Genomic DNA, 20,840 nt, shown 5'->3' on the forward strand with positions numbered 1-20,840 from the left:
TCCCCAATGACCCAGACCAGCGTCCCCACCTCGTCGGCCGAACACGGGCTACGGCGAGGGGCGATGTCCGGTGGCGAGGTCGTCGCCCAGGCCATCGCCAACATCGCCCCCAGCGCCGTCATCGCGTTCTCCGTCGCCGGGATCTTCGCCACCTCCGGCAACGCCTCGTGGCTGTCGTTCGCCCTCGCCACGATCGTGATCCTCGCGGTGGGCTACTGCATCTCCCAGTTCGCCAAGCGCCGCGCCTCGGCCGGCTCCCTTTACAACTACGCGGCCCAGGGCCTCGGCCCCCTCGGCGCGTACGTCACCGGCGTCACCCTGATCATCGGCTGCTTCGGCATCGCCTCCGGCTCCCTCGGCGGCGCCGTCTTCCACTTCAACGCCTTCCTGTCCTCCATCGGGCTGACGATCGAGAACACGGCGTGGAACGTCTTCCTCGCGCTGGTGATCGGCGGGCTGGCCATCCTGTTCACCGTGTGGGGCATTCGAATGTCCGCGCGGATCTCGCTGGTCCTCGAGGTGATCTCCATCGCGATCATCACGATCATGCTGGTGATCGTGCTGGTCGCCGGCGACGGCCCCGTCTTCGACGCCGACCAGTTCTCGCTCAGCGGCGCGACGCCGCACGGCATCGCGGTCGGCATGGTGCTGGCCATCCTCGGCTTCGTCGGCTTCTCCAGCTCCGACGCGCTCGGCCGTGAGGCGCGCAACCCGTTCAAGGCGATCCCCCGGGCGATCATGTGGAGCGCGGCCGGCGTCGGCGTCCTGTACATCTTCTCGTCCTACGTCCAGGTGTCCGGTTACCGGGCGCTCGGCGACCTCGGCGCGAGCGGCAACCCCCTTGACGAGCTGGCGGTGGCCATCGGCATGCCCGGCTGGTTCCGCCCGGTGCTCAGCCTCGGCATCACGGCCTCGTTCTTCGCCGTGGTGGTCGCGCCGATCAACGTGCTCGGGCGCATCGCCTTCGTGATGGGCAAGGAGGGCGTGCTGCCCGCCGCGCTCGGCCGTACGCATCGGACCCAGCAGACCCCGCACCGCGCCATCCTCGCGATCGCGCCGGTCGCGGTGCTGCTGACCGCGCTGCTGTTCGCCTTCAACGTGGACGGCATGGAGATCACCGTGCTCGTCGACACGTACGGCACCTTCGGCTACATGGTGGCGTACGTCGTCGTCGCGCTCGCCGCGCCGATCTTCCTGCGCCGCGAGGGGGCGAAGGCCTCGCTGATCTGGCCGTGCGTGGCCGTCTCGGTCATCGGCATGGCGTACGTCTTCTACGTCAACGTCGTGCCGTGGCCGGCCTGGCCGCTGAACTTCGTGATCTGCGCGTTCCTCGTCACCTTCGCCGTGGCCCTCGGATGGTACGGCTACCTCAGGGCGGCCCGGCCCTCGGTGGCGCAGACGATCGGCACCACCGAGACCGACTTCGCGGAGATGTCCTGACCTAGGTGTACTGCGCCGCCGCCCGCCGCGACCGCCCCACCGGGCGGTTACGGTGCGGCGGCGGCCGCGTCCGGGCTCGGCTCCGGGACGGCTCGCGGGCGGACCACCCACTCCGCGAGCATGCGCACCCGCTCCGCGTGCCGGTCGTGCCCCACGATGACCGGCGGCTCGTTGTACGGCATGGCGTCGGAGGAACGGCGCAGCTTCACGTACTGTCCGCAGGCGTCGATGGCGTAGGGCTCCATGTCGTCCTGGAGCGCGCCGATGACCGTGATGCCGTGCATCTCGCCGATCCGGCGGAACAACGCGACGGCCTCCCGGCGGTGCTCCTTGCCGAGGTTGCGGCCGAGCTCGTCGAGCACCAGCGTCAGATGGCCGCCGCCGGATGAGGCGATCGCGGCGGCGCAGACGAGCTTGACCGCCTTCTCGTCCATCAGCGCCGTGTTGGCCCGCCGGTTGTACGGCACGAACCCCTGGCCGTCGCCGCGCCGCCACTTGGGCACGACCCGCCACGACCAGCGCTGCTCGGGGTCGGCGGGGGCGGCCGGCACCGGGAAGTCCAGCGTCGCGCCGTACCCGCCGTAGCCCACGTCGAGCTTCTCGAACTCGTCGGCGACCCGGGCCAGCCGCGCCCTGATCGCCTCGGTGAGGGCCGCGCGGTGCACGGCCGTGGACTGCGCCGCGTCCTCCGCGCCCCGGGTCGCGGTCTCCAGGTCGCGGCGGCGCGAGGAGAGCTGGGTCTCGATCTGCTGGCGGCGGTGCCGCTCGTACTCCTCCTGGCCGCGCAGATAGGCGCCGAGCGCCGCGCACACCGCCGGGAACGTCGCCAGCTCCTCGGCGGCCCGCCCGCCGCGCCGCTCGTTGACGAGGAAGGCGAGCTCCTCGGGCATCTCGTCGCCGGTCTGTGCGGCGTCGCCGAAGCCGCCGCGCAGGGCGGCGTCGAGGTGGCGCTCGGCGCCGCGCCACCACTCGTCGGCGGTCAGCGGCTCCTCGTCGGCGAGCCACTCGCGCGCCTCCTCGACCGAGCCGCCCCACTCTTCGGCGAGCCCGTCGAGGTCGAGCGCCCGCCGCTCGGTGGCGGTGCGGGCGGCCTGCTCGCGGGCCCGGTCGCGGTCGGCCTCGAAGCTCGACCGGCGGCCCTCCAGCCGCTCGATCTCCATGTCCCGGGTGCGCGCCCGGAAGTCGAGCGTGCTCACGCCCTCCTCGGACGCGTCGAGCGCCGGGGTCAGCTCGTCGGCCGCGGCGTGCAGCGCGGCCAGCAGCTCACGCTGGGACTCCAGCCGGGTGTGGATCTCGTCGAGACGCACCGCGGCCCGGGCGCCCTCGGCGCGGCGGGCCGCCTCGGCCATCTCGGCCTCCGCCCGCCGTACCGCCGCGGCGGTACGGTCCTGCGCGTCGCGGGCCCGGTTCAGCCGCTGCTCGGCGGCCTTGACCCGGGCCTCCCGCCCGGTCACCGCGCTCTCGAACGCGCCGACGACCGTCACGCCGGTGGAGCTGACCAGCACCGAACCCGGCAGATCGGCCAGCGCCTCCGCCGCCGCGGCCAGGTCGGCGCCGTCCACGATCACCGCGTGCTCGTGCGGCCAGGACCCGGCGGCCACCAGGCCGGCGGCGGACGCGTCCCGCGCCTGCTCGGCGACGTCGATCGTGTCGAGGAGGCCGGCGGCGGCGACGCCCCGGGCGGCCAGCGCCGCGAGCTGGGCGGCGGCCGGACCGTTCTCCACGTCGTCGAGCGCCGCCCGGGCGGTCGCGACCTCGCGATCGGCCACGCCGAGCGCCTTGAGCGCCTCGTCCACCCGGGCGCGCGCCTCGGACATCTCCCGCTCGGCGGCGGCGACGTCCCGGCCGTCGGCCTGGCGGCGCAGCTCCTCAAGCGCGGGCATCTGCCCCCTGAGCCGGTCGGCGGTGCTCTGGGCCACCGCCCGGTCGGCCTCCAGCTTGGCCGCCCGCGCCTGGATCCCGGCCAGCTCGCGCCGGGCCGAGGCGAGGGCGCGGTCGAGCGAGTCGTCCTTCAGCGCGGCGATCTCCTCGCGCAGCCCGGCGATCGCCTCGGACGACGACTCGGCGGCCTCCTGACAGGAAGCCAGCTCGGCGTCCAGGGCCTCGTCGCGCGCGGCGGCGTCCCCGAGCCGCCGGGCCTGCCGTCCGCGCCAGCAGCGCAGCGCGCTCGCCAGCTCGACGCGGGCCCGGTCACGCCGGTCGAACGCCGCGATCAGCCTCTCGGACTCGACCTCGAACTCGCGCAGCCGGTCGACCGCCTCGGCCGCCCTGACCCGTTTGGCGTGCTCGTCCCGCCTGGCCTCGCGCTCCTGGTCCAGCTCGGCGTCCAGGCCGGTGAGCGCCGCGATCGCCTCGAAGATGCGCTCGGGGGAGATCTCGTTCAGCGGCTGGGACAGCAGGTTCGTGGCGACCTTGCTCCGCACCGACGTGGACAGGAACGACACGCATCGGACGCGGTCGCCGTACAGGACCCGGGTGAGGTCGCGGGCCACGACGTCGCGCCGCCCGGCGCCGCGCGGGAGCTGCGCCCACACCTCGTCGGACCGGGTGACCCGATCGGCCTCCGACGCGCCCGCCGCCAGGCGCACCCCGTCGGTCCACCTGATCTCCAGGTACGGCGCCTCGCGGTTGACCCGGAGCCACACCGTCATCGGCAGCCCCGCCGACGGCACGTCGAACACGCCGATGATGTAGCCGTGGTCGGCGCTGGCCCACTGCTGGTCGCCGTGCGCGGCGAGCTCGGCGTTGAACAGCAGCTCGGAGACGGCCTTCGCCCCGGACGCGAACCGCCACTGCTCGTCGCCGAGCAGCGCGGTGATCGCCGCGATGAACGACGACTTGCCCGCGCCGTTGGAGTCCTTGGGACCCGCGCCCGCGACCACGATCAGCGTCCCCGGCACGGTCGGCACCGGATGGGTCGACAGCCGGGAGATGTTGATCGCCTGCACGGCGACCAGCACCCGGTCTCCGACGACGTTCTCGGTCTGCGTCAAGCCGCTGCTTCCTTTCCTCGCTCGTGTTTCCCCGTCACGCCCGCCGCGCTCTGATCGCGGTGGCGAGCGGCGTCTGCGGCCCGGCGGCCAGGATCAGCTCCTCCTGGAGGCGGCGGCGGGCCGCCGCGGTGAGCCGGTGGAACTGCGGGCCGGGGACGTACCCGCCGGGCGTCTCCTCCGAGACGGCCTTGACCTGGGTCAGCAGGCCCGCCTGGCGCAGCGTCCGCAGCGCCGACTCCAGCTCGCCGATCGGCAGCAGGGTGCGGCGGCGCAGCTCCTCGACCGCCACCGGGTACGGCGAGAGCCAGGTGTCCTCCGACAGCAGGCCGTCGGCGCGGGGGATGGCCACCGAGTGGACCAGCACCAGCGTGAGGACCGCCCGCTCGCCCTCCGACAGCCCGGGCCGCCTGCCGGTGTCGGCCCCCGGCGCGCTCGCTATGCGGGCGGCCACGTCGTCGTCGTATCCGGAGGTCCACGTGTCGCGGCGCTGGATCAGGGTCCGGCCGCGCCGCGCCAGCATCTCCGCGAGCGTACGGCGCAGCGCGGGATCGCGCAGGGCGGCGAACCGCGCCTCGTGAACCGGCTCGGCGGCGTGGTCGACCGCCATGAACGCCGCCACCAGCTCGGCTCGGCGGCGCTCGTCGTAGGGGGAGAGCAGCCCGTCGAGATCCGAGACGGTCTCATCCCGCCCGGCGCCGCCCGGCCGCGCCCCGACCGGCGCGGCTGCCGGCCCGCCGTGGCCCGGGTGTGCCTCCCCGGAGGACGCGGCGGGCGCTTCGGGCGCCTCAAGCGGAGCGGGCCGGTCGGGCGGGGTGGACGCGTCCAGGGGAAGCGTCACCGGGCCCTCCGCCGCCTGCGGCCCGGGCAGCCGGCGGACCAGCTCGCGCAGCACCGAGTGCGACTCCGGCGGCCAGGTCGCGCACCGTGGGCCGAGCCGTACGACGTCACCCGACCTGATGATCCACCCGGTGTCGGCCAGGCGGCGCAGCGCGCCGACGGCCCGGCTCCGCGTCATGTCGTCGCCGCGCCCGATGAGGGCGCGGTAGCAGGCCAGCACGTCCGCGACGGAGGCGGGCACCCCCGGCCACGGCTCCGCCGACAGGTCGCTCCAGCACGCGCGCAGGCACGCGGCGAGCACCCGCCGGGTCTCGCCGGAGCGTTCCACCGGTACGGGCGCGGCGCCGTACTCGTCGAGGATCGACGGGGTGGCGCCGTCCGGCCAGGCGGGCAGCGCGATCACGGGCGAGGTCGCCGAACCGCTCGTGGCCCGGGCCGCGTCCCCGGTAGCCGGCGGTGCGGCCGTCACCGCGTCGCCGAGGGTGAGCCGGATGAAGCCGGGAGGGGCGGGCTCGGTGAGCCGCAGCGTGAGCGGCCCGTACGCGCGGGCCCGCGCGTGAGCCGACGCGGCCGCGAGCGCCGGGGTCTCGGCGGCGTCCGTGCTCGTGGCGGCGTCCGTGGTGGGGGTCTCAGCCATCGGCCGGCACCCGTTCCAGCGTGCCGTCGGACCGCCAGCTCGGCCGCCCGCCGGGGTCGGCGGTGACGGCGTCGGACCAGCGGAGCCGGTAGGGCAGCTCAGGGCGCAGGTCCGCCGACGTGAGGTCGGCGAGCACCCGCCGCATGGCGGCCCAGTCGCCGGTCAGCACCTCGTCCAGCTGAACCGAGGCCCGGCCGCCGAGCGTGGACTCCGCCACGGCGGCCAGCCGGTCGAGCCCGGCCACGCCGCCGTCGGCGGACTCGACCGGCCCGGTGTCCGGGAGCGGCGAGCGCGGGGGAGCGGGCCGGACCGGCGCCGGGCGCGGCGCCTCGTCCACGGCCGTGGCGATGGCCGCCGGATCGTGCCAGGGGGCGGGCGCGTCGAACATGAACCCGTCGAGCACGGCGGCCAGCCGCTCCTTCGAGGCGGTCTGGGCGAAGGTGCGCCACGCCTCGGCGGGCAGCAGCGTCAGGTTGCGGGTCGTCCCCGCGGAGTCGGCGAGGCGACCGGCCGCGCGGCGCGAGGCGTCGCTGTACGCGTAGATCGCGGCCCGCAGCTCGGTGCAGGTGCGGTCGAGGTCGGGCCACCTGCGCAGGATCGTCGCGTGCAGGCTCTGCGCCCGCCGCGCGATCTCCTCGGTGCCCCAGAGCTTGGGCGCCTGCTCGCGCAGCTCCTCGATCGTGCCGTTCGTCAGGGTGATCAGCTCCAGGGCCCACAGCCGAAAGGCGCGGGCCAGGTTGCCCGCGGACTGGCGGGCCTCCTCCATGGTCGTGCGCGGGTCGGCGGCGTTGAGGTCTTCGAGCGCGAGCAGCCGGTGCATCTCGGACTGGCCGCCGTCGTCCATCATGCGCCGGATGAACATCAGCCCGACCACGCTGGTGAACGACGCCCGGTAACGGAGCTGGTTGGGCTTGGGGAAGACCTCGCGGATCGCGCCGAGCCCCTTGAGCACGCGCAGCCGGTTCTCGAACCGATCCGTCGGGTGGGCCCGGCAGGCGTGCCGCATCTGCTCGTGGGTGAGCCATTCCTCCCCGGCCTCCGCGAACGCGTCGAACAGCGTCTCGGCGATGTCGACCAGGGCGGGGTCGTCCACGACCGCGCCGCTGTCGCGCGCCAGCGCGGCGAACATCCGCCGGTACGTCGCGAGCACGGCCTCGTCGGTGAGCGCGGCGTCCAGCGTCTCGGGCAACGCCTCCGGGCCGGGGTCGCGGCCGGCGTCCCGCCGGTGGGCGGGCCGCGACGGCGCGGGTCGTCTCTCTCGTGAGATCTGCTGAGGCACGCGCAATACCGTACGGCTTGGCGGCGACATTCCCCGCCTCGATCCCGGAGAGACCCAGGTCAGACCGGGGCGAAAACGGAGGGAAGCAGGGCGGGGAGGTCGACGAGCAGCCAGGCTCCGGCGGCCAGCGCGGCGACGGAGACCAGCAGGAAGACGACGACCCAGAACGTGCCCGGGACGTGGGTGAGCCGCGCCAGCTGGTCGGCGTCGGAGTCGGGCGCCCGGCCGCGCCGTCGCTTGCTCTGCAGCTCGACGATCGGTCGTACGCCGCCGAGCAGGAGGAACCAGACCGCGGCGTAGGCGACGACCGCCTGGACCTCCGGTCTGGTGAAGGACGAGATCGCGAAGACGGCCCCGCCCGTGACGAGCAGCGAGACCGCGCCGAAGACGTTCCGGATCATCAGCAGCATGCAGGCGAGCAGCGCGAGCACGCTCCACAGCAGCAGCGTGATGTGCCCGGCGGCGGTCAGCCAGGCGGCGCCGAACCCGAGCAGCGACGGCGCCACGTAGCCGGAGCCCGCGGTGATGATCATGCCGAGGCCGCGCGGGTTCCCCCGGGTGAGCGTGACCCCGGAGGTGTCGGAGTGCAGCCGGATGCCGTGGAGCCTGCGCCGGGTCAGCACGGCCGCCAGCGCGTGGCCGCCCTCGTGCGCGATGGTGATCAGGCCGCGGGACACGTGCCACGACGGGGGATAGGCGACGACGGCGAGCGCGGCGAGCCCGGCCAGGGCGATCAGCCACATCGGCGGCGCGTCCTGCGTCGCGACCAGATGGTTCCAGAGTGCTTTCAGGGGGGCCACCTCCGGAAGACAGCGTACGGCCGGGGAGATCGCCGCGATGTAAACCCGTCGCGGCCACGCGCCCGGCGGCCCGGCGGAGCGGAGGCGGACACCTCGGGGTGCCAGTGCGCTGTGAAAGGTTCTACGGTCTATGTGTGGCTGAGCGTCGAATGCGCGGTTTGCGGGGACTCGTCCGAACGAAGCGGGATGTCGCTCCCGAGGAGTCGATGGACCCCCGGTCCGCCGAGGCCCCGACCGAGGAGTGGCCCGCGCGGGGCAGTGTCGTCGACAACGCGGTCTACGTGGACGGCAAGCGGGTCGACTCGCCGGTGTCCCTGGCCGAGGCGATCGCCTCCCTGCGCTCCCGGCCCGGGGCGATGGCGTGGATCGGGCTCTACCGTCCGGGAGCGGGGGAGCTGACCGCCGCCGCCGACGAGTTCGGCCTGCACACCCTGGCCGTCGAGGACGCGATCGTCGCCCACCAGCGGCCGAAGGCGGACCGCTACGACGACACGCTCTTCGTCGTGCTGCGAGCCGCGCAGTACATCGACAAGGCGGAGAAGGTCGCCTTCGGCGAGCTGCACGTCTTCGTCGGCCCCGATTTCGTCCTCACCGTACGGCACAGCGAGGCGCCGGACCTGTCGAAGGTGCGCGGCCGGATGGAGTCCGACCCCGACCTGCTCAGGCAGGGCCCGCAGGCCGTGCTGTACGCGATACTCGACGCGGTCGTGGACGGCTACGCGCCGGTTGTCGCGGGGCTGCAGAACGACATCGACGAGATCGAGGTGCAGGTCTTCGGCGGCGACCCGGCGGCGCCGCGGCGCATCTACGCGCTGTCCCGCGAGGTGATCGAGTTCCAGCGGGCGACCACGCCGCTGGTCGCCATGCTCGACGGCTTCATCGCGGCGTCCCCCAAGTACGACGTGGACGAGGAGCTGCAGCGCTACCTGCGGGACGTGGCCGACCACGCGATCACGGTCACCGAGCGCGTCGCGGGCTTCCGGCAGATGCTCCAGGACATCCTCATCGTCAACTCGACCCTGGTCAGCCAGGCCCAGAACGAGGAGATGACCAAGCTCACCGCGGCCAGCATCGCGCAGGGCGACGAGGTGAAGAAGATCTCCAGCTGGGCGGCCATCTTGTTCGCGCCCACGTTGGTCGGCACGATCTACGGCATGAACTTCGACCACATGCCCGAACTGCACTGGCTGTTCGGGTATCCGTTCGCGGTGGCCCTGATGGCCATGGTCTGCGTCACCCTCTACCTGGTCTTCAAGCGCCGCGACTGGCTCTGAATCCGGCCTTTCCCGCCTTCCCTGGCCTTGCTGTGCCAACTATCTAGATATATCGTTCACGTATCTCGATAGTTGAGGGGGTCACTCATGCGTGACGACCAGCAGATGTCGTGGGACGACGCGGCGTTCCCTCCCGGGCTGCCCTCGTTCTCCCCGGAACCACCGGGCCCGCCGGCTCCGCCGCCTCACCTGGCTCCCCCGGGCCCGCCCGCCCCGCCGGCTTTCGGGATGCCCCCGATGCCGCCGATGCCCCCGGGCCCGCCCGCCCCGCCGGCTTTCGGGATGCCCCCGATGCCGCCGATGCCCCCGGGCCCGCCCACCCCGCCGCACCTGTCGCCGCGCGTACCCCGGGGCGGGGTGCGCGCGGCCCTGCTCGCGCTCCTGGCCGAGGGCGCCGCGAACGGCTACCAGATGATCGAGGAGATCACCCGCCGCAGCGGCGGCGTCTGGCGGCCGAGCCCGGGCTCCGTCTACCCGGCTCTGCAGCAACTGGAGGAGGAGGGGCTGGTCCGGGGTGAGGAGTCCGGCGGCAGCCGCGTCTACCAGCTCACCGAGGCGGGGCGCGAGGAGGCGCGGGGGCGCGACGGCGAGACGCCCTGGGCAGCGGTCGCGCGGAGCCTGCCCGAGGACCGGCAGGAGCTGCGCCTGTTGTGGGGCCGGCTCGGCGAGGCGTTCGTCCACCTGACGAGCGTGGCCAACGACCGGCAGGTGGCCGAGACGAAGAAGCTCCTGCGCGACACCCGCAGGTCGATGTTCCGGATCCTCGCGGAAGACGGCGAATGACGGTCGCGGAGCAGACGCGTCGCGGCCGCCCTCATCCACCCCCTGAACGAGAGCAGATGAGCACGATGGACGACATGCGGAAGGCCGCCGAGATGGGGCTGGCCGACATCAACCGGGCCCACGCCGAGCTCGTCGCGGAGACCGACCTGCGCCGCCGCCTCCGCGCGGCACGGAGCGTCCGTGCGGGCGACGACGACGATCGGATGGCGGCGAGCCTCCTTGGGGGCGTGCGCCACCGGCTGGCCGTGGTCATGCGCGGCCTGGCCGACGGCATCGACCCCCTGCCGCGCCCGATGTGCGAGCCCTGACGTTCGCGGCCGTACGCCTCCTCCTCTCGCCGACCGGGAAACGTCGTCTTCGGCGGGGAAAACGCCCGCTCCGGACGGAGAACCGCCGGATCCGGGGCCCGAAGACAGCGGCGGCCCGGGGCGTCACCGCCCCGGGCCGCCGCCTCGTCCGGGCATCCCGGACGATCAGTGCGCAGACCTCGCAGACCTATGCGTCACGCGCCTCAGCGCTTGACGCGGACCCAGTCCCTGGCACTGGAGGAGCCGTCGGCCTCGTCGTTGCCGGCGAAGACGACCTTCCAGTACCCGGACTTCGTCGCCTTGGTCTTGGTCCAGAACTTGCCGGAGCCGTTGGTCCAGGTGCTCTTCACGTACTTCCAGGAGCCGGTCTTCGTCTTGAACCACACGGTCACCTTCTGGTGGCCGTATCCGGCCCAGCGGCCGTCCCACGCCTGCAGCTTGCCCTTGAAGGAGAGGTACTTGCCGTACCGCACCGGCTCGGGGTAGGCGTCGAACGAGATCACGCGGGTGTCCAGCGAGGCCGGCGGCTCCACCGGAGGCCGGACGACCGTGACGTGGTCGTCCGCGTGCGAGCCGCGCACGCCGTCGCCGCCGGCGTACTCGGCCCGCCACCAGCCCGACGCGTTCGCGGTGACGTCGGCGGCGAACCTGCCGTCACGGCCGGTCCACGCCGAGGTCACATACCGCCAGGAGTAGCCGCCGTCCGCCTTGAACAGCAGGTTGACCTTGGCGCCCCGGACGGAGTCCCAGGAGTTCCAGGCGCCCGCCTCGACCTTGCCACGCAGGCGCACCGTGGCGCCCGTGTTCACCTGCTCGGGGGAGGCGTCGAACCAGACGCGGGACGTCCGCGCCCGGTCCCGGACGTCGACGCGGTCGCTGTCGCTGACCGTGCCCTCCGTCTCGGCGGAGCCGGCGTACTCGGCCCGCCACCAACCGGACCGGTCCACGTTCTGCGCGACACGGAACCGGCCGTAGGCGTCGGTCGTCACCGTCCTGACCGCGCCGTACGAGCCGCCGACCGGCTTGAAGGAGATCTGGACGGCCTGCTTGTCGTAGGCCTTCCAGCTGCCGCCCTCCTTGTACTTCAGGGCGCCGCTCAGCCAGACGCGGCCGTCGCGGTCGACGACGTCGGGAGAGGCGGAGAAGTCCAGGTCCGTGATCCAGTGGACCGCGAACCCCTTGGTGGACTCGGCGGTGGCCCCGTCCTTGGTGGCCGTGGCGACGAGCTTCCAGGCGCCCGGCTCGTCGTTGAAGTTGAACGTGTAGCTCGCGGTGTAGTTCGGGCCGCCGCTCACGGTCAGGGGGACGTTCTTGCCGCTGGGGTCCACGAGCCTGGCGGAGCCCGTGCCCTCGCCGGCGGTGAAGCCGAACGTCGCCGTCCGGCCCCCGCCGTCGCCGACGACAACGGGATCGGGTGACGCCTGGAGCGCGGTGGGGGTCGCCGGAGCCTCGGTCGCGTGGGCGGGCGAGGCGAGGAGCGCCACGCTGCCCAGCGCCAGCGCCGCGGCGACGGCACTGATGCGTTTCAACATCTCGGGTGAACCATCCTTCCCCGGTGGGTTGAACGCGGCTTTGAGGGTGCCACGTCATTCCTTTACCTGTAGACGGTCAAACCCAGTGGATGGTTGAGTAACAGTGCCGGTCTGTTATCGATCGGTGTTGTTCGGGCGGTTCCGACAACAAGACGTCAACATAGTCATCACTGTTGCGGACGTCGCACCCGTCCGGGCTACATAATCGGCCTTGTGCTCCGCGACACTGTTGAGACGCATTTCCTCGAGGCTGTGGGCGCTCTGACCCCCGGGCCGTCCATCGACCCCGCCCTGCCCGTACGGCCAGGCACCACCCTGACGGGCCGCCGGTGCAGGGAACTGTTCGAGGTCCAGCTCGGCAGCCGCCTCCTCGACGTCGCGGCGCGCGTCCTGCGCGAGCGGAACGAGGGCTTCTACACCATCGGCTCCGCCGGTCACGAGGGGAACGCGGCCGTGGCCGCCGCGCTGCGCCCGACCGACCCGGCGCTGCTGCACTACCGGTCGGGCGCGTTCTACCTCGAACGCTCCGCCCAGGCGGGCCGGCTGCCCGAGGAGGGCCTGCGCGACGTGCTGCTCGGGCTCAGCGCCTCCGTCGAGGAGCCCATCGCCGGAGGCAGGCACAAGGTCTTCGGCCACCCCGAGCTGGCGGTGATCCCGCAGACGTCCACGATCGCCAGCCACCTGCCGCGCGCGGTCGGCGTCGGCTTCGCGATCGACCGGGTGCGCGCCCTCGAGGCTCCGTCGAAGTGGCCCGCCGACGCCATCGCCGTGTGCAGCTTCGGTGACGCCACGGTCAACCACGCCAGCGCGCTGAGCGGCCTGAACACCGCCGCCTACGGCGCCTACCGGGGGCTCCAGCTCCCCGTGCTGTTCGTCTGCGAGGACAACGGCATCGGCATCAGCGTGCGGACGCCGCAGGGCTGGGTCGAGGCGTCCCGGCACCCGTTGATCGAATACTTCCACGCCGATGGATGCGACCTCGCCGAGGTCCACGACGTCGCCCGCGCCGCCGCCGACCACGTCCGCGCCACCCGCGCCCCCGCGTTCCTGCACATGAGCACCGTCCGCCTGATGGGGCACGCCGGCTCCGACGTCGAGATCGCGTACCGGACCCGCAAGGAGATCGCCGCCGACCTGGAGCGCGACCCCCTCCTCGGCACGGCCCGGCTGCTCGTGCAGGCCGGTCTCGCCGAGCCGGACGAGCTGATCGCGCGTTACGAGGCCGAGCGCGAGCACGTGCTCAAGCTCGCGATGGAGTGCACCCGGCGGCCCCGCCTCACCTCCGCGCGCGAGGTGATGGCCCCGCTCGCCCCCGCCGACCCGCCCACGGTGGCCGCCGAGGCCGCCCGCGCCGCGGACACCGTCGTACGGGAGCGGGTCTTCGGCGCCCTGCCCGAGCAGGAGGGCGGGCTCACGCTCGCCCAGGCGATCAACCGCACGCTCGCCGACGCGATGGCGCTCGACCCCGGCGTGCTGCTGTTCGGCGAGGACGTCGCGCGGAAGGGCGGCGTCTACGGGGTCAGCCGCGGCCTGCTGCGGAAGTTCGGCACGGAGCGGGTCTTCGACACGCTGCTGGACGAGCAGTCCATCCTCGGGCTGGCCCTCGGCTCGGGCGTCTCGGGCCTGCTGCCGGTGCCCGAGATCCAGTACCTCGCCTACCTGCACAACGCGCTGGACCAGATCCGCGGCGAGGCGTCCTCGCTGCAGTTCTTCTCGGGCGGCGCCTACCGCAACCCGATGGTCGTCCGCGTGCCCGGCTTCGCGTATCAGAAGGGCTTCGGCGGCCACTTCCACAACGACAACTCGGTCGCCGCGCTGCGCGACATCCCCGGCGTGGTCGTCGCCTCGCCCGCGCGGCCGGACGACGCCGCGTCCATGCTGCGCACCTGCCTCGCCGCCGCGCGCGCCGACGGCCGGGTGTGCGTCTTCCTCGAACCGATCGCGCTCTACCACACCCGCGACCTGTTCGAGGAGGGCGACGGCGGCTGGCTCGCGCCGTACGTGTCGCCGGCCCGCTGGGCGGAGACGCACATTCCGATCGGCCGGGCCCGCTCCTACGGCGACGGCCGCGACCTGACCATCGTCACCTTCGGCAACGGGGTGCGGATGAGCCTGCGGGCGGCGGTCCGGCTCACCGCGGAGGACGTGGGCTGCCGGGTTCTCGACCTGCGCTGGCTGTCGCCGCTCCCGGTGGAGGACCTGCTCCGCGCCGCCGAGCTGACCGGCAGGGTGCTGATCGCGGACGAGACCCGGCGCAGCGGCGGCGTGTCCGAGAGCGTCGTCACCGCGCTGGTCGACAACGGGTTCACCGGGCGGATCGCGCGGGTGACCTCGCAGGACAGCTTCATCCCGCTGGGCGCCGCCGCCGACACGGTGCTGATGTCGGAGGCGGACATCGAGCTGGCCGCCCGCAAGCTCATCGCCTGACCGCGCGCCGTCCGGGTCAGGTCAGTACGGCCAGCGAGGCGACCGCCATGCCGTGCAGCAGCGGGGCCATGGCCTCCGGCGGGAGCTCGCCCGCGCTGCGCGGAGTCGAGTTGAGCAGTCCGAAGACGGCGTGGGTGGCGGCACGCAGCCGCGCCGGGGGGCAGTCGGGATAGAGCTCGCTCAGCACCGTGACCCACTCCTCGACGTACAGCCGCTGGAGGCGGCGGACGCGGCGGCGGTCCGGCTCGGGCATGTTGTCCAGCTCACGCTCGTGCACCCGGATCAGCGCCGGGTTGGCCAGCGCGAAGTCGATGTGGCCGCGCAGCAGCGCGTCCAGCGCCGCCCGCGCGTACGCGCTGCCCGCCGGGGCGTCCGGCTCCGTCACCAGGCGGGCGCCCTGCTCGCGCAGCCGCTCGCTGATGTCGAGCAGGATCTCGCTGAGCAGGGCCTCCTTGCCGCTGAAGTGCCGGTAGATCGCGGGCCCGGAGACGCCGACGGCCGAGCCGATGTCCTCGATGGACACCCCGTGGAACCCGCGCGCCGCGAACAGCTCCGCCGCCGCCTGGAGTATCTCGGCGCGCCTGTTGCGGGTAGGGGTACGGGGAGCCGTCATGCGACGCAATGGTAGACGAGCCGGTTAATGGTGACTAACATCGCCGGTGGTGTTAGCGACCATTAACTCGCCGGAGGTGGACGGCATGGAGCCGAACCCGTGGCCGGTGCTGCGCAGTGCCTGTGATCCGGGCGGTGAGCCGTACAAGCGGAACGCGGAGGCCGGCGAGCTGCTGGCCGCCGAGCTGCGGCAGCGGCTGGCCGTCGCCGCGGAGGGCGGTCCGCCGCGCTCCCGCGAGCGGCACATCGCCCGGGGCAAGCTGCTGCCCAGAGACCGGGTGGACGCGCTGCTCGACCCGGGCGGCCGATTCCTGGAGCTGTCGCCGCTCGCGGCCGACGGCCTGTACGACGGGCAGGCGCCCGCCGCCGGCATCATCACCGGCATCGGCCGGGTGTCCGGCCGCGAGGTCGTCGTGGTGGCCAACGACGCCACGGTGAAGGGCGGCACGTACTACCCCCTCACCGTGAAGAAGCACCTGCGGGCGCAGGAGGTGGCCCTCGACAACCACCTGCCGTGCGTCTACCTGGTCGACTCGGGCGGCGCGTTCCTGCCCAAGCAGGACGAGGTGTTCCCCGACCGCGAGCACTTCGGGCGGATCTTCTACAACCAGGCCACCATGTCGGCGCGCGGCATCCCGCAGATCGCGGCCGTGCTCGGCTCGTGCACCGCCGGAGGCGCGTACGTCCCGGCGATGAGCGACGAGGCCGTGATCGTGCGGAACCAGGGCACGATCTTCCTGGGCGGGCCGCCGCTGGTGAAGGCGGCCACCGGCGAGACCGTCACCGCCGAGGAGCTCGGCGGCGGCGAGGTCCACGCCAGGACCAGCGGCGTGACCGACCACCTCGCCGAGGACGACGCCCACGCGCTGCGGATCGTCCGCGACATCGTGGCCACGCTGCCGCCGCGCGCCGCGCGGCCGTGGGAGACCATCCCGTCCGAGCCGCCCGCCTACGACCCGCGCGAGCTGTACGGCATCGTCCCGCAGGACACCCGGACGCCGTACGACGTGCGGGAGGTCATCGCGCGCGTCGTGGACGGCAGCCGGTTCCTGGAGTTCAAGGCGGAGTACGGCCCGACCCTGGTCACCGGGTTCGCCCGGCTGCACGGGCACCCGGTGGGGATCGTCGCCAACAACGGCATCCTCTTCTCGGAGTCGGCGCTGAAGGGCGCGCACTTCATCGAGCTGTGCGACCGGCGGTCGATCCCGCTGGTGTTCCTGCAGAACATCAGCGGCTTCATGGTCGGCCGGGCGTACGAGGCGGGCGGCATCGCCAAGCACGGGGCCAAGATGGTCACCGCCGTCGCCTGCGCGCGGGTGCCCAAGTTCACCGTGATCATCGGCGGCTCGTTCGGCGCGGGCAACTACGCCATGGCCGGGCGGGCGTACTCGCCGCGCTTCCTGTGGATGTGGCCGAACGCCCGCATCTCGGTCATGGGCGGCGAGCAGGCCGCGAACGTGCTGTCCACCGTCGGCAGCGCGGACCAGGACGCGATCCGCGCCCAGTACGAGCACCAGGGAAACCCGTACTACTCGACCGCCCGGCTGTGGGACGACGGGGTGATCGACCCCGTCGACACCCGCACCGTCCTCGGCCTGGCCCTGTCGGCGGCGGCCGGTGCCCCGCTCGACCCGGTCGGGTACGGCGTCTTCCGGATGTGAGCAACGTGATCGTGGAGAGGAGGTGACGGCGTGTTCGGATCCGTGCTGATCGCCAACCGTGGCGAGATCGCGGTCAGGATCATCCGCACGCTGCGGGCGATGGGCGTCCGTCCGGTCGCCGTGTACAGCGACGCCGACCGGGACGCCCGGCACGTCCGCGAGGCCGACCTGGCCGTCCGGCTTCCCGGCGGCTACCTCGACGTCGAGGGGGTCGTCGCGGCCGCGCTCCAGACGGGCGCGGAGGCCATTCACCCGGGCTACGGGTTCCTCGCGGAGAGCGGGGCGTTCGCCCGGCGGTGCGCGGAGGCGGGCCTGGTCTTCGTCGGCCCCCCGCCGGAGGCGATCGAGGCGATGGGCGACAAGATCCGGGCCAAGGCCACCGTCGCGGCGGCCGGCGTACCGGTGGTCCCAGGAGGCGCCGAGCCCGCGGACGACCTGGCCGAGGCGGCCCGCGCCATCGGCTTCCCCGTGCTGATCAAGCCGTCGGCGGGCGGTGGCGGCAAGGGCATGGTCCTGGTGCGGTCGGACGCCGAGCTGGCCGAGGCCATCGCCTCGGCCCGCCGTACGGCGCTGGCCGCGTTCGGGGACGGCACGCTGCTGGTCGAGCGGTTCGTCACCGACCCGCGGCACATCGAGATCCAGGTCATGGCGGACGCGCACGGGAACGTCGTCCACCTGGGCGAGCGTGAGTGCAGCCTGCAGCGGCGGCACCAGAAGATCGTCGAGGAGGCTCCCTCGCCGCTGCTCGACGCCGCGACGCGGGCCCGGATGGGCGCCGCCGCGGTGGAGGCGGCGCGCTCCGTCGGCTACGTCGGCGCGGGCACGGTCGAGTTCATCGTCCAGGGCTCGGGCTGGGGAGCGGACGGCTCCGGCGGCGCGGCCGGACCCGACGGGCCGCCGTACCACTTCATGGAGATGAACACGCGGCTCCAGGTCGAGCACCCGGTGACCGAGATGGTGACCGGCCTCGACCTCGTCGAGCTGCAGCTCCGGATCGCCGCGGGCGAGCCGCTGCCCTTCGGCCAGGACGACGTCCGCCTGACCGGCCACGCCGTCGAGGCCCGCGTGTACGCCGAGGACCCGGCGCGGGGCTTCCTGCCTTCCGGCGGGCGGGTGCTGGCGCTGCGCGAGCCCGGCGAGGGCCGTGCCGCCCGGGTGGACTCGGGGCTGGCCGAGGGCACGGTCGTCGGCGGTAGCTACGACCCGATGCTGTCCAAGGTCGTCGCTTGGGCGCCCGACCGCGCGGGAGCGCTGCGGGCCCTCGATCGGGCGCTCGCCTCGACGGCGATCCTCGGGGTGACGACCAACATCGGCTTCCTGCGCGGGCTGGTCGCCCGGCCGGAGGTCGCCGCCGGACGCCTCGACACCGGGCTGGTCGAGCGCCTCCTCCGGGAGGAGGCGCCGGACGGCGGCCTGAGCGGGGCGCCGTTGCCGCCGGATGCGCTGGTGGCCGCCGCCCTGCTCTTCCACTCCCGGCAGGGCGCGGAAGGCGGCGCGGAGCACGGCGACCCCTGGGACGTCGCCGACGGCTGGCGGATCGGCGGGCGGGCGTGGACCGGCTACCGGCTGGAGTGCCAGGGCGACGTCATCGACGTACGAGTGCGCGGACTCGTCGGCGACGCGGAGGTGGATGTTAATGAGCATTCACATTCGGTGTCGCTGCGCCGGTGCGGCGGGGACGAGATCGCGGTCACCCTCGACGGCGCGACGCTGCGGTACGTCGTCGCCTGGGACGAGGCGGCGCGCGGCGGCGGTGTCCTCTGGCTCGGCCGCGACGGCCTGGCCTGGCCGGTCGTCCGGCATGAGCTGGGCGACCCCGGCGACCGCGCCCGGAGCGGCGGCGCGGCCGACGGCGTGGTCCGCAGTCCGATGCCCGGCACCGTCCTGGTGATCAAGGCCGAGGTCGGCGACCGGGTGAGCGCGGGTCAGCCGCTCGTCGTGGTCGAGGCGATGAAGATGGAGCACTCGGTGCCCGCCCCGGTGGACGGCGTCGTCACCGAGCTGCCGGTCAGGATCGGCCAGTCCGTCGAGCTCGACGGCGTCCTGGCCCGGGTGGAACCCGACGGGAGCGCGCCATGACGACAGCGGGATCGGCGGGATACGGGACGTACCGCCTGGACGGGCTGCCCGCCCGGGTCACCATCCACGAGGTGGGCCCGAGGGACGGCCTGCAGAACGAGGCCGCGATCGTCCCGGTCGAGGTCAAGGCGGAGTTCGTGACCCGGCTGGCCCGGGCGGGGCTCACGCGGATCGAGACGACCAGCTTCGTCCACCCGAAGTGGGTGCCGCAGCTCGCCGACGCGGCCGAGCTGCTCGACCGCCTGGAGCCCGCGCCCGGCGTGCGCTACCCCGTGCTCGTCCCCAACGAGCGCGGCCTGGACCGGGCCTTGGAACGCGGCGTGGCCGAGATCGCGATCTTCGGCAGCGCCACCGAGACGTTCGCCCGGCGGAACCTCAACCAGGGGCTGGAGTCGCAGTTCGCCATGTTCGCCCCCGTGGTCGAGCGCGCCCTGCGGCACGGCCTGCGGGTCCGGGCGTACCTGTCCATGTGCTTCGGCGACCCCTGGGAGGGCGCGGTCCCGGTCGAGCAGGTCGTGCGGGCCGGCGCCCGGCTCCTCGACCTCGGCTGCTTCGAGCTGTCGCTCGGCGACACGATCGGGGTCGGCACCCCCGGCCACGTCGCGGCGCTGCTCGACGGCTTCGCGGCGGCCGGGGTGGGACCCGAGCGGCTCGCCGTCCACTTCCACGACACGTACGGCCAGGCGCTGGCGAACACGCTCACCGCGCTCACCAAGGGCGTCACCGTGGTGGACGCCTCGGCGGGCGGCCTCGGCGGCTGCCCGTACGCGGAGAGCGCCACAGGCAATCTCGCCACCGAGGACCTGGTCTGGATGCTGGACGGCCTCGGCGTGGAGACGGGCGTGGACCTCACGTCCCTGGTGGAGACCAGCGTGTGGCTGGCGGACCGGCTCGGCCGGCCGAGCGCGTCCCGGGTCGTCCGGGCGCTCGGACCGGCCGACGCCGGCGGAAGCGATTGAACAGAGGCGAGGAGGAGCGCGAGATGCTCGACGTTGAGCACGGTGAGTACGCGGAGTTGCGCGAGTCGGTGGCGCGGTTCGCCCGCGAGGTGGTCGCCCCCGTCATCGGGGACTACTACGAGCGGTGCGAGTTCCCCTACGACATCGTCGCCAAGATGGGCGCGATGGGGCTGTTCGGGCTGCCCATCCCGGAGGAGTACGGCGGCATGGGCGGCGACTACTTCGCCCTGTGCGTCGCGCTGGAGGAACTGGCCCGGGTGGACTCCTCTGTCGCCATCACGCTGGAGGCCGCGGTGTCGCTGGGCGCGATGCCGATCCTGCGCTTCGGGACGAAGGAGCAGAAGGCCCACTGGCTGCCGAAGCTGGCCACGGGCGAGATGCTCGGCGCGTTCGGGCTGACCGAGCCCGGCGGCGGCTCCGACGTACCCGGTGGGATGCGCACGACCGCCACCCTGGACGGCGGCGAGTGGGTGATCAACGGGACCAAGGCGTTCATCACGAACTCGGGCACCGACATCACCGGCGTGGTCGGCGTCGCCGCCATCACCGGACGGCGTGAGCGCGACGGGAAGACCGTGCCGGAGATCAGCACCATCCTGGTCCCGGCCGGGACACCCGGGTTCACGGTGTCGAAGAAGTACTCCAAGGTCGGCTGGTCGGCCAGCGACACCCGCGAGCTGTCCTTCGACGACTGCCGGGTCCCCGAGGAGAACCTCCTGGGCGAGCGCGGCCGGGGATACGCCCAGTTCCTGCAGACGCTCGACGAGGGCCGGGTGGCGATCGCCGCGCTGTCCGTCGGGCTCGCCCAGGGCTGCGTGGACGAGTCGCTGCGCTACGCCTCGGAGCGGGTCGCGTTCGGCCGGACGATCGACCGCTACCAGGCCATCCAGTTCAAGATCGCTGACATGGAGGTGCGTGCGCACACCGCGCGGCTCGCCTACCACCACGCGGCCGAGCGGATGCTGGCGGGCCTGCCGTTCAAGAAGGAGGCGGCGATCGCCAAGCTGGTCTCCTCGAACGCGGCGATGGACAACGCCCGGGACGCCACCCAGATCTTCGGCGGGTACGGCTTCATGAACGAGTACCCGGTGGGCCGCTTCTACCGGGACGCCAAGATCCTGGAGATCGGCGAGGGCACCAGCGAGGTCCAGCGGATGCTCATCGCCCGCGAGCTCGGCGTCCCCGGATCCTGACCTGGGTCCCTGGGCGTGGCGCGGAC

15 protein-coding genes are annotated in these 20,840 nt (G+C 73.4%); 9 read left to right on the plus strand and 6 right to left on the minus strand.

The genetic code is table 11. The features are described from left to right. Positions 1-6 precede the first annotated feature (6 nt). Positions 7-1,440: an APC family permease gene (locus ACQP1V_RS13195; protein ID WP_433422489.1), complete on the plus strand. Its 1,434-nt coding sequence runs from the start codon at positions 7-9 to the stop codon at positions 1,438-1,440. A gap of 47 nt (positions 1,441-1,487) precedes the next feature. Here the strand turns inward: ACQP1V_RS13195 and ACQP1V_RS13200 are convergent, their stop codons facing one another. Genes ACQP1V_RS13200 through ACQP1V_RS13215 form a run of 4 tightly spaced genes read right to left on the minus strand, consistent with a single transcriptional unit; the run spans position 1,488 to position 7,929 of the window. Beyond that, on the minus strand, positions 1,488-4,433 hold the full coding sequence (locus ACQP1V_RS13200) for a chromosome partitioning protein ParA (protein ID WP_433422492.1): 2,946 nt from the start codon (positions 4,431-4,433) through the stop codon (positions 1,488-1,490). Positions 4,434-4,467: 34 nt separating this feature from the next. Further along, on the minus strand, positions 4,468-5,907 hold the full coding sequence (locus tag ACQP1V_RS13205) for a hypothetical protein (RefSeq protein WP_433422495.1): 1,440 nt from the start codon (positions 5,905-5,907) through the stop codon (positions 4,468-4,470). Beyond that, positions 5,900-7,186 (minus strand): hypothetical protein, encoded by a 1,287-nt coding sequence (locus ACQP1V_RS13210; RefSeq protein WP_433422498.1) that lies wholly within the window; start codon positions 7,184-7,186, stop codon positions 5,900-5,902. The genes ACQP1V_RS13205 and ACQP1V_RS13210 overlap by 8 nt, the downstream gene beginning before the upstream one ends. A 59-nt stretch (positions 7,187-7,245) precedes the next feature. Continuing rightward, a complete protein-coding gene (locus tag ACQP1V_RS13215) occupies positions 7,246-7,929 on the minus strand; it encodes a M50 family metallopeptidase (RefSeq protein ID WP_433425822.1) in 684 nt (227 codons plus the stop codon). A 263-nt stretch (positions 7,930-8,192) separates the two neighbouring features. Between ACQP1V_RS13215 and ACQP1V_RS13220 the strand changes: the two genes are divergently transcribed. From ACQP1V_RS13220 to ACQP1V_RS13230, 3 genes are all read left to right on the plus strand, one after another. Beyond that, entirely contained in the window at positions 8,193-9,260 is a 1,068-nt protein-coding gene (locus ACQP1V_RS13220; RefSeq protein ID WP_433422501.1) for a magnesium and cobalt transport protein CorA, read from the plus strand. A 291-nt stretch (positions 9,261-9,551) separates the two neighbouring features. Continuing rightward, the gene (locus ACQP1V_RS13225; RefSeq protein ID WP_433422504.1) at positions 9,552-10,043 is read left to right on the plus strand and encodes a PadR family transcriptional regulator; all 492 of its coding nucleotides are present in this window, start codon (positions 9,552-9,554) and stop codon (positions 10,041-10,043) included. 56 nt (positions 10,044-10,099) lie between these two features. Further along, a complete protein-coding gene (locus ACQP1V_RS13230; protein ID WP_432856851.1) occupies positions 10,100-10,351 on the plus strand; it encodes a hypothetical protein in 252 nt (83 codons plus the stop codon). Between the two features lie 203 nt (positions 10,352-10,554). Here the strand turns inward: ACQP1V_RS13230 and ACQP1V_RS13235 are convergent, their stop codons facing one another. After that, a complete protein-coding gene (locus ACQP1V_RS13235; RefSeq protein ID WP_433422507.1) occupies positions 10,555-11,883 on the minus strand; it encodes a hypothetical protein in 1,329 nt (442 codons plus the stop codon). A 252-nt stretch (positions 11,884-12,135) separates the two neighbouring features. Between ACQP1V_RS13235 and ACQP1V_RS13240 the strand changes: the two genes are divergently transcribed. Next, entirely contained in the window at positions 12,136-14,310 is a 2,175-nt protein-coding gene (locus ACQP1V_RS13240; RefSeq protein ID WP_433422510.1) for a thiamine pyrophosphate-dependent enzyme, read from the plus strand. 16 nt (positions 14,311-14,326) lie between these two features. Here the strand turns inward: ACQP1V_RS13240 and ACQP1V_RS13245 are convergent, their stop codons facing one another. Next, complete coding sequence (locus ACQP1V_RS13245) at positions 14,327-14,923, minus strand: SACE_7040 family transcriptional regulator (RefSeq protein WP_066938827.1); 597 nt, start codon at positions 14,921-14,923, stop codon at positions 14,327-14,329. Between the two features lie 85 nt (positions 14,924-15,008). On the opposite strand from ACQP1V_RS13245, the gene ACQP1V_RS13250 reads away from it, so the two are divergent. Genes ACQP1V_RS13250 through ACQP1V_RS13265 form a run of 4 tightly spaced genes read left to right on the plus strand, consistent with a single transcriptional unit; the run spans position 15,009 to position 20,814 of the window. Continuing rightward, a complete protein-coding gene (locus ACQP1V_RS13250; protein ID WP_433425824.1) occupies positions 15,009-16,583 on the plus strand; it encodes a carboxyl transferase domain-containing protein in 1,575 nt (524 codons plus the stop codon). 30 nt (positions 16,584-16,613) lie between these two features. After that, on the plus strand, positions 16,614-18,662 hold the full coding sequence (locus tag ACQP1V_RS13255; protein ID WP_433422513.1) for an acetyl/propionyl/methylcrotonyl-CoA carboxylase subunit alpha: 2,049 nt from the start codon (positions 16,614-16,616) through the stop codon (positions 18,660-18,662). Beyond that, positions 18,659-19,621 (plus strand): hydroxymethylglutaryl-CoA lyase, encoded by a 963-nt coding sequence (locus ACQP1V_RS13260; protein WP_433422516.1) that lies wholly within the window; start codon positions 18,659-18,661, stop codon positions 19,619-19,621. The genes ACQP1V_RS13255 and ACQP1V_RS13260 overlap by 4 nt, the downstream gene beginning before the upstream one ends. A 23-nt stretch (positions 19,622-19,644) precedes the next feature. Next, the gene (locus ACQP1V_RS13265; RefSeq protein ID WP_433422519.1) at positions 19,645-20,814 is read left to right on the plus strand and encodes an acyl-CoA dehydrogenase family protein; all 1,170 of its coding nucleotides are present in this window, start codon (positions 19,645-19,647) and stop codon (positions 20,812-20,814) included. Positions 20,815-20,840: the final 26 nt, after the last annotated feature.

Source organism: Microtetraspora malaysiensis (assembly GCF_050947145.1).
GTDB classification, from domain to species: domain Bacteria; phylum Actinomycetota; class Actinomycetes; order Streptosporangiales; family Streptosporangiaceae; genus Microtetraspora_A; species Microtetraspora_A malaysiensis.